Source organism: Enterobacter sp. IF2SW-B1 (assembly GCF_001743375.1).
GTDB lineage: Bacteria > Pseudomonadota > Gammaproteobacteria > Enterobacterales > Enterobacteriaceae > Enterobacter > Enterobacter bugandensis.
On record NZ_MJAA01000001.1, the window covers coordinates 278,839 to 293,766 of the forward strand.

Below are 14,928 nucleotides of genomic sequence, written 5' to 3' on the forward strand. Positions count from 1 at the left end.
GAACTAAAAGCTGGCCTGATGTATTATTCCCGGGCTGCCATAATCGTTAATCACTTTAAATACGATCTGATTGCCATTAACGCCTGGCGGTAAGCGAAATGCTGCCACTGCGCCAGGTGCAACCCAGGAAACATCCTCCAGCTTTTTACCGCCGACGCTTATTTCATTAAAGTTGATCACATACGGTGTAGGATTTGTGACCTGAAGGTTGTTTCCGCTCCGGGACCAGGTTAATTTATTCGCCTGTTCTTCCGGTGTTGACGCCTTCAGGCTTGTCGGGCGATAAATAAGCTTAATACGTGTTTTAACGGCAATTTGTAACGAGTTTGCCTGTTTGCTCGCTGAAGGTATCGCTTTAATATTTAACCAGAAGAGGCTTTCTATATCCTGCGGCAGTGAGCCGGAGAGTAAAATCCGTTCAATATTTTGCTGGCCGCCGTTCAGTCTGTACAAAGGTGGCGTGACGATAAAAGGTGCTTTATTAGCATTACCCTCTGGCATGTCGACCCAGGACTGGATTAAATAAGGGGCGGCATCCGCATTGTTTACACTGATGGATGCCTCTTTTTTCCCGCCATCAAAAATTACGCGGGTACCACCAATAATAACCCCGGCATAAGCATGCGAAACAGATACAGTAATAACCGCCGCACTCAGCAGGGTTTTGCTAATAAAATTCATTTTGGACCTCTTAAAACAAGGGGGCAGTTTATGCCCCGCGCAGCGCCTCGCGGAGCTGACTCTTGTTCTGCTTAATGACTAGTTGTAAACAACGGAGAAGTTAGCGACGGAGTTGGCAGGACCCGCCGTTACCGATGCCGCCGTTGAAATATACTGTGCATAGAAATTCAGCGTATTGTCTGCGGTGCTGCTCAGTACATAGTTGTAGCCGTTGCTGCCGTGCAATGGCAGATCGGCTTTATCAGCGGTCATCAAATTAATGGCAACACCCGTTGCCGCCCCGGCGACAGAGGTATCAATCGCCAGCAGATCGGCGTTGGTCAGGTCAGGCGTACCGTCAAAACGAACTTTGGCACTGGTGACCGTAACCGGGCAGTTCTTCAGAATAATATCGAATTTCGTTGCCGCCGTTCTGGACCCTGTTGTCGGGAATTCTGTTTTATAATAATCGCCTAATACGACCACCTGGTTTTGAGAAGCAACAGCCACGTCGCAGGCTGAATCCAGGATGTTACCATTAAAATTAACGGTTCCTGCGGCGGCGAGAACATTGCCCATCATTAAGGCTGAACCCGTCGCAACCATCGCTAAAATAATACTCTTTTTCATAATGTTCATTTTCCTGTTCACGGTATAACTTTATTTATTATTGAAATTCAAGCAGCAGAAGACCGATAAAAGAATCGCTAAGGGTTCTTTTATTTTTCGCTGAATGGCTTAAGGTCTTCCTGACTGACTGGTCAAAATTTATATAATCATTTTAATGAGTACAACTTTTAGATGGTCTAGCTGTAGACTCTGATTTAACGAAAACTCAACATTTACGCCAGCAAAATCTTATCTTATATTGCAGAAGTCTATTATTAGACCTTGCGCATTTTTATTTACATTCAACCAGTTAGCCCCATAAGGGCTCCCGGTCTACTTTTAGACCTCACCAGAATATTCCCTGAGTTCTTCGTTTTTAAGATAATTCCCTCTGCAGATCAAAAATTGATCACACAAGAAGTCGATGTGAGGTATCTTATGAATACACGTTTAACCACCCCACTGAATAATTATCAATCCTCAGTTCTGGATTTAAAGCCGTTCGCCGATATAGACACCCTGATTAAACATGTGCTGCCAGCCGCCAGCAGAATGATCATCGGTCGGGGGGAGACGGTACATTATTACAAAGATAATGTCCGGCAGTGTTTTTTGTTAATCCAGGGCAGCGTGGCGCTTCATCGTCGCGGCGACGGTATTGTGTTAAATTCTGAATCTGCGCCTTTTATTCTGGGCGTCAGCAGCCAGTTTTCCTCTGAGCACCTGTACGTCAGGGCACTGGAGACTGCCGAGATCGCGCGCGTCTCGCTGGAGAGTTTCAATCAAATAGTGTCCCAGTACGATTTATGGGAGCACTTCTCAAAACTGCTTATTTATACCGCCTCGCGGGTATACGAACATTGTGCACAAATATCGCAAATGTCTGCTTACGATATCATCCGCTTCCAGCTTGTTGAGCTGATGCAGGAGCCGGACGCTATACGGCAAAATACGACGGCGGCAGCCTACATAAAAAGCCGTACGTATCTTTCACGTAGCGGAATTATGCGTATTCTGTCGGAACTGCGGACCGGCAAGTACATCACCATGGAGCGCGGCGTGCTGCTTGAAATTCACCATCTGCCACGCAAATATTGATTGCCACCGTGCCTGTCCCGGCGAGAAACGCTATAATTAGCCAGGTTATTTTTAAGGTTACCGGCTACCATGTCCCTTCCAGAAAAGTCTCACCGTGGCTCGCCCTACGCGCAAGAGCTTATTTCTCACTTACTGCCTGATTGCACAACGCGACGCACCGCTCGCGGTGAGCGGCTCGATCTTCAGATCAACGGTCAGGGAATGTGCTATTTAATTCTTGAGGGGACGGTCGCTATCTACAGAAGAAGCGACGACATGATGCTCTCCACGGCCCGCAGCCCCGCCCTTTTCGGTCTCGCTAATCTGACAGATATCTATTTCAATGATTACCTGAAGACCGTTAGTCCGTGCCTGATAGGAACGCTCACCACCGAACGGGTGAATGAGATTATCAAGGAAAAGGCGCTGTGGGGGCTGCTCTCAAAACAACTGATGTTTGTCTATAGCCGGCTTTATAACAACGTGATGCCGCAGGGCGTACCGACGGCATATGAGATGATTCGCCAGCAGCTGATAAAGCTGATGGAGGAAGATGAAAGTTATCGCAGCAGCGTAACGGCGGAAAGGTATATTCGGGAGAAAACCCAGCTCTCCCGCAGCGGCGTAATGCGCATTCTGGCGGATTTAAAAACCGGCGGATTTATCGAAATGGAAGAAGGCAGGCTTATTAAAATCAACAAGCTCCCCGCTAAATACTGAATGTCAGACACAAAAAAGGCCGCACTCGCGGCCTGTTCAACAACACTCACTCAATGGACGTGAACGCCCAACCGCCAGGCAAAGTAGATCTCTTCTTTCAGTTCATTCGAAGAGAGCGCCAGCAGATCCGTGAACTCCAGCTCAAGCTGTTTCAGCTTTTTCAGGTACTGCGCCGGAGACAGGTTGCTCTTATCGCGACGTAAATATTCAATTGCCAGCTGTGTTGGGGTTATTTCAGTATCCATGATGTCCTCGCTTATGTACAAATCCTGACCAGTATATCACAACACGCTGGCTAGTTTTTGACCAAAGGCAATTCATCTGAAAACTTTACACGACCGCCGTCGTCAGACGCGACGAGCAGCACAGGCGATCCTGCTCGTCGAGAATATCAATCTGCCACACCTGGTGGCGGCTGCCAGCGTGCAGCGCGCGACAGATACCGCGCACGCGCCCGCTGCGCACCGAGCGAATGTGGTTGGCATTCACCTCAAGCCCGACCACCTTCTGTTCGCCTTCGGTGCAGAGATATCCCGCGACGGAGCCCAGGGTTTCCGCCAGCACGACGGAAGCCCCGCCGTGCAACAGGCCAAACGGCTGATGGGTGCGACTATCGACAGGCATCGTCGCCTCCAGATCGTCTTCCCCAATGCGGGTGAACTGGATATCCAGTAGCCCCACCATATTCCCCTCGCCCATGGCGTTTAGCGCCTGCAGCGTGACGGCACGTTTCCAGATCATCCAATTATCTCCAGTAAAGCCTGTAATGGGTGACGCACGCCGTTACCCTCTACTCGTTTCACCTGGCTGCGGCAGGAGTAGCCCGTCGCCAGGCAGCGGTTTCTTGGCAATCGCTGCATCGCCTGATGCCACGACAGCTCATAGATGCCGAGCGAGTTGGCGTGGTTTTTCACCTCGTGGCCGTAGGTGCCCGCCATACCGCAGCAGCCCACGCTGACGTTCTCCAGCTTCGCGCCGAAACGCGCAAAAATAGACGCCCATTGCGCCGGGGCGCCGGGCAGCGCCGTCACTTCCGTACAGTGTCCGAACAGATACCACGGTTCACCACCAGCCTCCTGAATGGCCTTCTCTTCCAGGGCTGCCGGCAGCCACTCGTGCACCAGCATGACGTGGAAATCGCCGCGCTTATCACCCAGCGTCTGCTTGTATTCATCGCGATAGCAAAGCACCAGCGCCGGATCGACGCCGACCATCGGCATCCCAAGTTCGGCGATCCGGTTGAGAAAATCAGCGGTTTTTTGCGCCGTTTTCGCAAAGCGGTTCAGGAAGCCTTTAATGTGCTGCGCCTTGCCGTTTGGCGAGAATGGCAGCACTACCGGCTGATAGCCCAGTTTTTCAACCAGGCGGATGAAGTCAGCGACCACCTGCGCGTCGTAGTAGCTGGTGAACGGATCCTGGACCACCAGCACCACCTTCGCTTTTTGCTCAGGAGTAAGCGCTTCGAGCTGTTCCAGGGTCATGTTCGCCGAGCGGTGGCCGACGAGCTGGCGCTGCAGCGACGGCACCGACAACAACGGCAGATCGACCATGCCGATATGCTTTTCGGAAAGCTTGCGCACCAGCGGCTGATTGATAAAGAAGTTAAAGGTCTTCGGCGCGCGCGCCATCAGTGGCGCGTAGCTTTCCACCGTCGCCACCAGATGATCGCGCACCGGGCGCAGATAGCGGGTGTGGTAGAGCTGCAGGAAGCGCGAGCGGAATTCCGGCACGTCGATTTTAATCGGGCACTGGGTAGAGCAGGCTTTACAGGCCAGACAGCCGGACATCGCCTCTTTCACCTCATGGGAGAAATCATACTCGCCCTTATTGGCATGCCAGCTGTTGCGGGTGCGCTCAATCAACGAGCGCAGGCTGGCCCGTTTTTCCGGCAGCTCCTGCTCCAGCTTCAGGGGATCGACGCCGCGGTCCGCCAGCAGACGCAGCCACTCGCGCACCAGCGTCGCACGCCCTTTCGGCGAGTGAATGCGGTTGCTGGTGATTTTCATTGACGGGCACATCGGGCTTTTCACGTCAAAGTTAAAGCACAGGCCGTTGCCATTACACTCCATCGCGCCGCGCCAGGACGAGCGCACCGCAATCGGGATCTGTCTGTCATACGTACCGCGCTTAACGGCATCCACCCGGAGCATCGGCGCGTCCACCCCTTCAGGCGGGCAGATTTTCCCCGGATTGAGGCGGTTATCCGGGTCGAACGCCGCTTTGACCTTGCGCAGCTCCGCGTAAAGCTGCTCCCCGAAGAACGCCGGGCTGTATTCCGCGCGGAATCCTTTCCCGTGCTCCCCCCACAGCAGACCGCCGTATTTGGCGGTCAAGGCCACGACGTCGTCGGAGATCTGCTTCATCAGGATCTCCTGCTGCGGGTCGCACATGTCCAGCGCCGGACGCACGTGCAGCACCCCGGCATCCACGTGGCCGAACATGCCGTAGCTCAGGCCGTGGCCGTCCAGCAGGGCGCGAAACTCCACGATATAATCCGCCAGATGCTCGGGCGGCACGCAGGTGTCTTCGGCAAACGGAATCGGCTTCGCCGCCCCTTTCGCATTGCCAAGCAGGCCCACGGCTTTTTTACGCATGGCGTAAATACGCTCGATGCCGGCCAGATCGTGACAAAGCTGCCAGCCAATCACGCCGCCTTCGCCATGAGCAATCAGCTCATCCAGGCGCTGGCAGAGCGTCGTCACCTGGCTTTCAATCAGCTCCGCGTCATCACCGGCAAATTCCACGATGTTGAGGCCAAGCATCTCTTTATCCGGCACGTCGGTAATCAGCTCGCGCACGGAGTGCCAGACGATATCTTCCCGCGCCAGATTCAGCACCTTAGAGTCGACGGTTTCCACCGACAGCGCCTGCGCTTCCACCATAAACGGCGCATTGCGCAGCGCAGAGTCGAAGGAGTCATATTTGACGTTCACCAGGCGACGCACCTTCGGCAGGCGGGTGATATCCAGCCGCGCCTCGGTAATAAACGCCAGCGTTCCTTCGGAGCCGGTCAGCACGCGGGTTAAATCAAACTGCGTCAGGTCGTCGTTAAACACGTGGCGCAGGTCGTAGCCCGTTAAGAAGCGGTTCAGTTTGGGGAATTTGTCGAGAATAAGCTGGCGGTTGTCGCGGCAGCGCTCCAGCACGGTGCGGTAGATGCGCCCGCTGGTGGTGTTATCTTTACCCAGCGTTTCCGCCAGTTCGACCGGCATCGGCTGGGTATCAAGGATATCGCCGCCTAACAATACTGCCCGCACGCCCAGCACGTGATCGGAGGTTTTACCGTAGACCAGCGATCCCTGCCCGGAGGCATCGGTGTTGATCATCCCCCCGATGGTTGCTCGGTTGCTGGTGGAGAGTTCAGGGGCAAAAAAGTAGCCGTAAGGCTTGAGGTACTGATTAAGCTGATCTTTGATAACGCCCGCCTCAACCCGCACCCATCCCTCTTCGGGGTTGATCTCAATGATGCGGTTCATATAGCGCGACATATCAATAATGATGCCCTGGTTCAGCGCCTGACCGTTGGTTCCGGTGCCACCGCCGCGCGGTGTGAAGACCAGAGAGGCAAACCGCTCCTGCGTTGCCAGCCGGGCGATAAGCGCCACGTCGGCCGTGGAACGAGGGAAAACGACCGCATCGGGAAGAAGCTGGTAGATACTGTTATCGGTTGCCATCGTCAGCCTGTCGGCATAGTTCGTGGCGGTATCACCTGTAAAACCCTGTTGCTCCAGTGCCTGCAAAAAATTAAGCACCAGCTGAACGACGCCAGGTGCCTGAGAAATCTGTGGGATCATTACTGTCGACCCTAATTAGAGTTGTGGGAATCGTTTGCGTGTATCTTAAAAGTTTTATCACATTTTTTTCTTATAATCTCTGCTGAATTACAGGCAGAATTCGCCTGTCAAAAACCGCTGCGATCGCTAATGATAAGAGAGACGCGGTTTTCCATTCCCGCCAGTGGTACTGGCGTTCTTTTAAGGAAAGTTTCATTTATGGTCAATCTTCGCCAGCCCAGGGATGTTGCGCAAATTCTGCTGTCGGTGCTATTCCTGGCCCTCATGATTATTGCGTGTCTGTGGATTGTTCAACCCTTTATTCTCGGCTTCGCCTGGGCTGCGACCGTTGTCGTCGCCACGTGGCCTTTGCTGCTGCGCTTGCAGAAACTGCTGTTTGGCCGCCGCGGGCTGGCCGTGCTGGTGATGACGCTGCTGCTGTTCCTGCTGTTTATTATTCCAGTTGCGCTGCTGGTAAACAGCCTTGTCGACTCCAGCGGCCCGGTGATCCGCGCCGTGACAAGCGGCGACCTGACGCTGCCGGACCTCGGCTGGCTGAACAGCATTCCGGTCGTGGGCGCTAAACTTTACAGCGGCTGGCATAGCCTGCTGGAGATGGGCGGCAGCGCGCTGATGGCGAAAGTGCGTCCGTATATTGGCACCACCACCACCTGGTTTGTCGGTCAGGCCGCACATATCGGCCGCTTTATGATGCACTGTACTCTGATGCTGGTCTTCAGCGCCCTGCTTTACTGGCGCGGTGAGCAGGTAGCTTTAGGCGTTCGTCACTTTGCCACCCGCCTGGCGGGAAAACGGGGTGACGCCGCGGTGCTGCTGGCCGCGCAGGCCGTGCGCGCGGTCGCCCTGGGCGTCGTGGTGACGGCGCTGGTGCAGGCGGTGCTGGGCGGTATCGGCCTGGCGATTTCCGGCGTACCGTACGCCACCGTCTTTACCGTAGTCATGCTGATGACCTGCCTTGCGCAACTGGGGCCGCTGCTGGTGCTGGTTCCGAGCATTATCTGGCTTTACTGGACGGGTGATACCACGTGGGGAACGGTTCTGCTGGTCTGGAGCTGCGTGGTTGGCACCATGGATAACGTGATTCGCCCCATCCTCATCCGCATGGGCGCAGACCTGCCGCTGATCCTGATCCTCTCCGGGGTTATCGGCGGGTTGATTGCTTTCGGGATGATCGGTCTGTTCATTGGCCCAGTGCTGCTCGCCGTTACCTGGCGTCTGTTCTCCGCCTGGGTTCATGAAGTGCCGCCGCCTGGAACCGACCCGGACGTGATTCTGAGCGAGCTGGAAGAGCTGGAAGAAAAGAATACCCATTAAGCCTTGTTGCCGGGTGGTGCTTACGCTTACCCGGCCTACATTATCCCGCACAATACTTTAACACCGCTAAAGTATTTATTCGTTGCACACTGGTCAGACCCGCCATTTCAGCACTAAGTCCGCTATTATTCTCAAGAAATCTTTACGTCTCTTTAACTATTGAGACGAATCTGATCGACGCTAAAAATTACAATGCCTACTATTAGCTCACGGTTATAAATCAACACCTTGATTTATAAGCATGGAAATCCCCTGAGTGAAACAACGAATTGCTGTGTGTAGTCTTTGCCCATCTCCCACGATGGGCTTTTTTTTATCCTGACTACGCGCGCTTAACCTCACAGGTACTGAGCATCCGCCACTCAGCAGGCAGCACCCGCGTTTCCCCCGTCACATTGACCGCCACCGCCTGGCGGATATCCGCCGACGATGCGCCAATCTGCAGTTCAAACTCGCCCGGCTCAACGATGCGTTTCCCGTCCCGGCGGGTAAAGTTGAACATCTCAACCGGCAGCGTGAAGGTGAGCGTGGCGGTTTCGCCCGGCGAGAGCGTGACGCGCTGGAAGGCCTTAAGCTCCTGAAGCGGGCGCACCTGGGTGGCGACCTTGTCCCGCACGTAGACCTGCACCACCTCGCTGCCGCTGCGCTCGCCGGTATTGGTGATATCCACGCTCAGCGTTACCTCACCGTCGACCGGCAGGCTGCTTTCAGCGACGCGGGCAGTGCCCCAGCTAAACTGCGTCCAGCCGAGGCCGAAACCAAACGGGTAGCGCGCACCGAAATGGAACGCGAACGGCGTGCCGCCGCTTTTCAGCTTGTGGTTATAGTAGAATGGCATCGCCCCGGCGCTTTTCGGCACGCTGACCACCAGCCGGCCCTGCGGCTCCGCGCGACCGGTTAACACATCGGCAATCGCCCAGCCCCCTTCCTGTCCCGGCGCCCAGGCCATCATCAGCGCGGCAATCTTCTCCTCCAGCCCCTGAAGGTTGTACGGACGCCCGCCGGTCATTACGACGATCACCGGTTTGCCCGTCGCCACCAGCGCCTCCAGCAGCTGTTGCTGCACGCCCGGCAGATTCAGGGAGTCGGTATCGGAGCCTTCCCCCACGGTGCCGCTCTGGAACAGCCCGGCGAGATCGCCCACGCAGGCCACCACCACGTCACTCTCCTGTGCGGCGCTGACCGCCGCGGGGATAAGTGCGGTACTTTGCGACACCGGAGACTGCTGCATTGGCTTGCCGCCGCTGTCGCCCGGGAAGACCGGCGCGCCCGCCATCCGTTTTTCAATAATGTGGCACCCTTTCGCGTAGCGCACGTTCGATGCACCCAGGTACTGCACCAGCGCCGCGCGCGGCGTCGTCACCTGCGAGGTCTCCTCAACCATATCGCTGATGATCAGATGCACCGGGAAGCTATACCCGCTGAGTAACGCCAGCGGATCGTCTGCCGTCGGCCCCACTACCGCCACGCGGGGTTTACCGTTCAGCGGCAGAATGCCGTTGTTTTCCAGCAGCGTGACCGATTTTGTCGCCACCTCCCGCGCCACCTGGCGGGTCGTCTCATTTTGCAGATCGATGCCGTTTTCATCGGCATACGGGTTCTCAAACAGGCCGAGACGGAATTTTTCGGTCAGCGTACGCGCCACGATCTCATCGACTTTCGCCATAGAGATCAGCCCACGCTCTACCGCTTCCGCAAGATGGCGTGCGCAGTCATCTTTCGGCAGCTCGACGTCGAGCCCGGCGTTAAACGCCAGCGCGGCGGACTCCGCTGCGTCGTGGGAAATCCCGTGGTGCTGGTGCAGCAGGCTGACGCCGCCGTAGTCCGCCACAATAATGCCGTCGAAGCCCCACTGTTCGCGCAGGACGGTGGTCAACAAGAAGCTGTCGCTGTGCCCCGGCTGGTTATCGATGTCGTGGTAGGCGGGCATGACCGAACCGGCGTTTGCCAGCTTGACCGCCATTTCAAACGGCAGCAGGAAGGTGTCGTTCAACTCGCTAAAACCAAGATGCACCGGGGCGTGGTTGCGCGCCCCTTCGCTGAACGAGTGGCCCACGTAATGCTTGAGCGTCGCCAGCAGATCGCGCTTGTCGCCCTGTAACCCTTTCACCCAGGCGGTTGCCATCACGCCCACCAGCCAGGGATCTTCCCCGAAGGTCTCTTCGGTTCGCCCCCAGCGGACGTCGCGGGAAACGTCCAGCACCGGAGCCAGCCCCTGCTGGCAACCGACGGAACGCGCCTCTTTACCGATCTGCTCTGCCGCGCGCTGCACCAGCTCCGGGTCCCAGGTCGAGCCGTAGTTGAGCGAGGACGGGAACAGCGTGGCGTCTTTGCACAGCAGCCCCACCAGGCACTCCTCGTGGAACAACGCCGGAATGCCAAGCCGCGTCTCTTCCATCATCATGCGCTGCAGGCGGTTAGCCGCGCGCACCCCGGTTTTCGCGTCAACGATGTGGGTGCCGAGCGGACGGGTGATCTGCCCGACGCCCAGTTTTAGCCGTTCGCTCAGCGCCGCCTGCTCGCTGACGCCAGCAAATTCGTCGCTCAAATCGCTGCGCTCCCGGTGGTTGCCGTTTTCATCAAGGATCAGCCAGTAGGCGTGCATCTGGGCGAACTTCTCTTCGGGGGTCATGCGCGCCAGTAAATCAGCGACGCGCTCGTGCACGGGACATCCCGCGTCCTTATAGATAGCAGTCATATTTTACTCCTGTAGTGCGGAAGGGGTTGCCGGGCTAAGCTGCCCCGCGTCGGGTCTTACCTCACGCTTGCTGGCCAGCTCCCGGGCGATGGAATCCACCAGCCGGCTGTTGAGCTTGTAGATGGAAAGCAGCGCCACCATGCAGAGGAACAGCGCGCACGGAATAAGGGTGAACAGCGCGTTGATGGTGGAGAGCACGTGCGGCGCCTGGGCTGCCTGGCCCGGGGCGTAATCCACCATGCCGAGCACCCAGCCGACCACTGCCCCGCCCAGGGCAAGGCCAAACTTGATGGCGAACAGTGCGGTAGAGAAGACCAGCCCGTCCAGACGGCGGCCGCTACGATGCTCTTCGTAGTCGACCACATCAGAGAACATGGTCCACTGGAGCGGCGTGGTGAGGTTTTGAATAAAGCTAAAGACGATGTTAAGGCCAAAGATTAGCCACACCTGCGAAGGCGGCAGGAAGAAAATCAGCGCGCCGAAAATGACGAAGGACATTATCGTCCACTGATAGGCGCGCACGCGGTCAAATTTCCCCAGCAGGCGTTCAGATAATAACGCGCCGCTTAACGAGGCCACCATGCCAGAAACAATAAAGGCAAAAACCAGCTCCGGGCGCAACAGTACATAGTTGACGTAATACATGGTGGCAGAGCCGCGCGTCACCACCGCCGTTAACAGCAAAATATTAAACACAAACACAATGCGCCACTGGCTGTTACCGGCCAGCAGTTTTAAATCGGTGAGCATGGAGCCGGAGGTATCATTGCGCGGGGAATAACGCTCACGGGTCATCAGGAAACAGCAAAAGAACAGCACAATTCCCAGCAGCCCCATCAGGCTCATGGCAAAGAAATAGCCTTTCTGCACGTTGCCCTGGCCCAACAATGAGACCAGCGGCAGAGCGATAACCGTTACGATCAACCCGCCAATAAATGACAGGCCAAAGCGCCACGACTGCAGGGAGTGACGCTCGCGCGGATCCAGCGTCAGCGCACCGGGCATGGCGCAGTAAGGCACGTTAATGGCGGAGTAAATCAGACTTAAAATCGCGTAGGTCGCGCAGGCATAAACAATTTTTGCCGTCGGCCCGACGTCCGGTACGTAGAAGGTAATTAGGCAGCTTACGCCAAAGGGAATAGCAAACCACAGCAGCCAGGGACGGAAACGGCCGTGACGCGTCTGCGTGCGGTCAACCAGCGCGCCAATACACGGGTCGACAAACGCATCAACCACGCGCACCACTAAAAACATGGTACCCATGATCGCGGCAGGCAAACCAAAAACGTCGGTATAGAAATAAGCAAGAAATAATGTGGCCGTTTGCCAGACCAGCGCGCTGGCCATATCACCTAAGCCATAACCTATTTTATCTTTGGTACGCAATACAGAGGAAAGTGTCATTGTTATTTGCCTTTTTATCAGGTTAAAACGTATTTCAACCAGTTGCGCATCATCTGAAGGGAAATGCGCAGTAAGGCTCAAGTATTAGCAACGCGTTGCGCACTAACAATTGTCTTAATTAACAGACAAATTATGATATTTGGTTTTTTAGATTATTTGTGATGGGGAGCAAATTAGAGGTGAAATAAAAAAGGCGAGGAATAAAATCCTCGCCTTTTTGCGATCGTGTTGCCGTTACTTGTTCAGTTCCGCCAGGCTCAGCCAGGTTTGCACTACCGTGTCCGGGTTCAGGGAGAGGCTGTCAATCCCCTCTTCCATCAGCCAGGCGGCAAAGTCTTCATGGTCGGATGGACCCTGACCGCAAATCCCGACGTATTTACCCTGCTTCTTCGCCGCGCGGATGGACATGGAAAGCAGCGCTTTCACCGCCTCGTTACGCTCGTCGAACAGCTCGGAAACCACGCCGGAGTCGCGGTCCAGGCCCAGCGTCAGCTGAGTCATGTCGTTCGAGCCGATAGAGAAGCCGTCGAAGTGCTCCAGGAACTGCTCGGCCAGCAGGGCGTTGGACGGGATCTCACACATCATGATGATCTTCAGCCCGTTTTCGCCGCGCTTCAGGCCCTGACGCGCCAGCTCGTCCACCACCGCTTTCGCCTGATCCACGGTACGCACGAACGGGATCATGATTTCAACGTTGGTCAGCCCCATGTCGTTGCGCACGCGTTTCACCGCCTCGCACTCCAGCGCGAAACAGTCGCGGAAGCTGTCGGACACGTAGCGTCCGGCCCCGCGGAAGCCCAGCATCGGGTTCTCTTCTTCCGGCTCGTAGCGCTCGCCGCCCACAAGGTTAGCGTATTCGTTAGACTTAAAGTCAGACAGACGCACAATCACGCGTTTCGGGTAGAACGCTGCGCCCAGCGTGGCGATCCCTTCGGTCAGACGGCCGACGTAAAACTCTTTCGGCGAGTCGTAACCTTTCATCATCTCGCGGATTTCGTTCTGCAGCTTCGCGTCCTGGTCGTCAAACTCCAGCAGCGCGCGCGGGTGAACGCCGATCATGCGGTTAATGATGAATTCCAGACGCGCCAGACCAACGCCTTCGTTCGGCAGACAGGCGAAGTCAAACGCGCGGTCCGGGTTACCCACGTTCATCATGATCTTCAGCGGCAGATCCGGCATGGTATCCACGCTGGAGCTCTTCACGCTGAAGTCAAGGATATCGGCGTAGACGTAGCCGGTGTCGCCTTCGGCACAGGAGACGGTCACGTTCTGCCCGTCCTTCATGCGCTCGGTGGCGTCACCGCAGCCTACCACCGCCGGGATCCCCAGCTCGCGGGCAATGATCGCCGCGTGGCAGGTACGGCCGCCGCGGTTGGTGACGATGGCCGACGCTTTCTTCATGATCGGTTCCCAGTCCGGGTCGGTCATGTCGGTAACCAGCACATCGCCTGGCTCAATACGGTTCATCTCGCTGATGTCGTGGATCACTTTGACCGGACCGGCACCGATGCGGTGACCGATGGCGCGGCCTTCCGCCACGATTTTACCCTGCGCGTGCAGCGTATAACGCTCCATCACCTGGCCGCGAGAGCGAACGGTTTCCGGGCGCGCCTGAACGATAAACAGCTTGCCGGTGTTCCCGTCTTTCGCCCATTCGATATCCATCGGACGGCCATAGTGTTTCTCAATCTGCACCGCCTGCTTCGCCAGCTCCTGCACTTCGGCGTCGGTCAGTGAGAAGCGGTCGCGCTGCTCCTGCGGCACATCTTCAATCTTAACCTGCTTGCCATGCTCCTGGGTTGGGGCATAAATCATGCGGATTTTTTTCGAGCCCATGGTGCGGCGCACCACCGCCGGACGGCCCGCGGCAAGCGTAGGCTTGTGTACGTAGAATTCGTCAGGGTTCACCGCGCCCTGCACGACCATCTCACCCAGGCCCCACGCGGAGGTGATGAACACCACCTGGTCGAAGCCGGATTCGGTATCAATGGAGAACATCACGCCGGAGGAACCCACATCCGAGCGCACCATGCGCTGCACGCCCGCGGAGAGCGCCACGCCGCGATGGTCATAGCCCTGGTGCACGCGATAGGAGATGGCGCGGTCGTTGAACAGGGAAGCAAATACGTGCTTCACCGCCACCAGCACCGCATCGTAGCCCTGAACGTTCAGGAAGGTTTCCTGCTGTCCGGCAAACGACGCGTCCGGCATGTCTTCTGCGGTCGCGGAAGAACGTACGGCAAAGGAGGCCTGCGCGTCGTCAGCGGAGAGCTGGTTGTACGCGTCATGGATAGCTTTTTCCAGTTCCGGCTGGAAAGGTGTGTCGATGATCCACTGGCGGATCTGCGCCCCGGCTTTGGCAAGCTCGGTGACGTCATCAATATCCGTTTTATCCAGCAGGTCGTAAATGCGCTGGTTTACACCGCTCTGGTCTAAAAACAGGTTAAACGCGTCGGCGGTCGTGGCAAACCCGTTTGGTACGGAGACACCCATACCGGACAGATTTGTAATCATTTCACCCAGGGAGGCATTTTTGCCCCCAACTCTGTCTACATCATTCATGCCGAGTTGGTTATACCAAAGCACCAGCGGTGACGAGCCATTGTTGGACATCGAAACAATCCTTTTGTGATATTTGATCGGAGTAAGTAA

The 14,928-nt window shown here is 56.3% G+C and carries 11 protein-coding genes and 1 other RNA gene; 4 read left to right on the forward strand and 8 right to left on the reverse strand.

What is annotated here, in order from left to right; translation table 11 throughout:
* Positions 1–3: 3 nt before the first annotated feature.
* Together A6013_RS01335 and A6013_RS01340 are read right to left on the reverse strand one after the other, a co-directional pair.
* Positions 4–681, reverse strand: a complete 678-nt coding sequence (locus A6013_RS01335) for a molecular chaperone (protein WP_069732402.1) — start codon at positions 679–681, stop codon at positions 4–6.
* Positions 682–759: 78 nt separating this feature from the next.
* Entirely contained in the window at positions 760–1,290 is a 531-nt protein-coding gene (locus tag A6013_RS01340) for a fimbrial protein (protein WP_041912021.1), read from the reverse strand.
* A 417-nt stretch (positions 1,291–1,707) separates the two neighbouring features.
* On the opposite strand from A6013_RS01340, the gene A6013_RS01345 reads away from it, so the two are divergent.
* Both A6013_RS01345 and A6013_RS01350 read left to right on the forward strand, forming a co-directional pair.
* Positions 1,708–2,367 (forward strand): winged helix-turn-helix transcriptional regulator, encoded by a 660-nt coding sequence (locus A6013_RS01345; protein ID WP_049138935.1) that lies wholly within the window; start codon positions 1,708–1,710, stop codon positions 2,365–2,367.
* A 69-nt stretch (positions 2,368–2,436) separates the two neighbouring features.
* Positions 2,437–3,066, forward strand: a complete 630-nt coding sequence (locus A6013_RS01350) for a helix-turn-helix domain-containing protein (RefSeq protein WP_069732403.1) — start codon at positions 2,437–2,439, stop codon at positions 3,064–3,066.
* A 50-nt stretch (positions 3,067–3,116) separates the two neighbouring features.
* On the opposite strand, the gene A6013_RS01355 is transcribed toward A6013_RS01350, so the two are convergent.
* The 3 genes from A6013_RS01355 to A6013_RS01365 all read right to left on the reverse strand — a co-directional run bounded on the left by A6013_RS01355 (position 3,117) and on the right by A6013_RS01365 (position 6,860).
* A complete protein-coding gene (locus A6013_RS01355) occupies positions 3,117–3,311 on the reverse strand; it encodes a YdiH family protein (RefSeq protein ID WP_003857766.1) in 195 nt (64 codons plus the stop codon).
* A gap of 85 nt (positions 3,312–3,396) precedes the next feature.
* The gene (gene menI, locus A6013_RS01360) at positions 3,397–3,807 is read right to left on the reverse strand and encodes a 1,4-dihydroxy-2-naphthoyl-CoA hydrolase (RefSeq protein ID WP_028012841.1); all 411 of its coding nucleotides are present in this window, start codon (positions 3,805–3,807) and stop codon (positions 3,397–3,399) included.
* On the reverse strand, positions 3,804–6,860 hold the full coding sequence (locus A6013_RS01365) for an FAD-binding and (Fe-S)-binding domain-containing protein (RefSeq protein ID WP_069732404.1): 3,057 nt from the start codon (positions 6,858–6,860) through the stop codon (positions 3,804–3,806). Before A6013_RS01365 ends, menI begins: the two co-directional genes overlap by 4 nt.
* A 198-nt stretch (positions 6,861–7,058) precedes the next feature.
* On the opposite strand from A6013_RS01365, the gene ydiK reads away from it, so the two are divergent.
* Both ydiK and rprA read left to right on the forward strand, forming a co-directional pair.
* On the forward strand, positions 7,059–8,174 hold the full coding sequence (gene ydiK, locus A6013_RS01370) for an AI-2E family transporter YdiK (protein WP_028012839.1): 1,116 nt from the start codon (positions 7,059–7,061) through the stop codon (positions 8,172–8,174).
* Positions 8,175–8,383: 209 nt separating this feature from the next.
* An RNA gene (gene rprA / locus A6013_RS01375) (antisense sRNA RprA) lies at positions 8,384–8,491 on the forward strand.
* Between the two features lie 5 nt (positions 8,492–8,496).
* Here rprA and A6013_RS01380 read toward each other — a convergent pair.
* The 3 genes from A6013_RS01380 to ppsA form a co-directional block, all read right to left on the reverse strand.
* Positions 8,497–10,872 (reverse strand): glycoside hydrolase family 3 N-terminal domain-containing protein, encoded by a 2,376-nt coding sequence (locus A6013_RS01380; protein ID WP_069732405.1) that lies wholly within the window; start codon positions 10,870–10,872, stop codon positions 8,497–8,499.
* Between the two features lie 3 nt (positions 10,873–10,875).
* The gene (locus A6013_RS01385; RefSeq protein WP_045261569.1) at positions 10,876–12,276 is read right to left on the reverse strand and encodes an MFS transporter; all 1,401 of its coding nucleotides are present in this window, start codon (positions 12,274–12,276) and stop codon (positions 10,876–10,878) included.
* 234 nt (positions 12,277–12,510) lie between these two features.
* Positions 12,511–14,889 carry a phosphoenolpyruvate synthase gene (gene ppsA / locus A6013_RS01390; RefSeq protein ID WP_028012836.1) on the reverse strand — a complete coding sequence of 793 codons (2,379 nt, stop codon included), beginning with the start codon at positions 14,887–14,889 and terminating at the stop codon, positions 12,511–12,513.
* Positions 14,890–14,928: the final 39 nt, after the last annotated feature.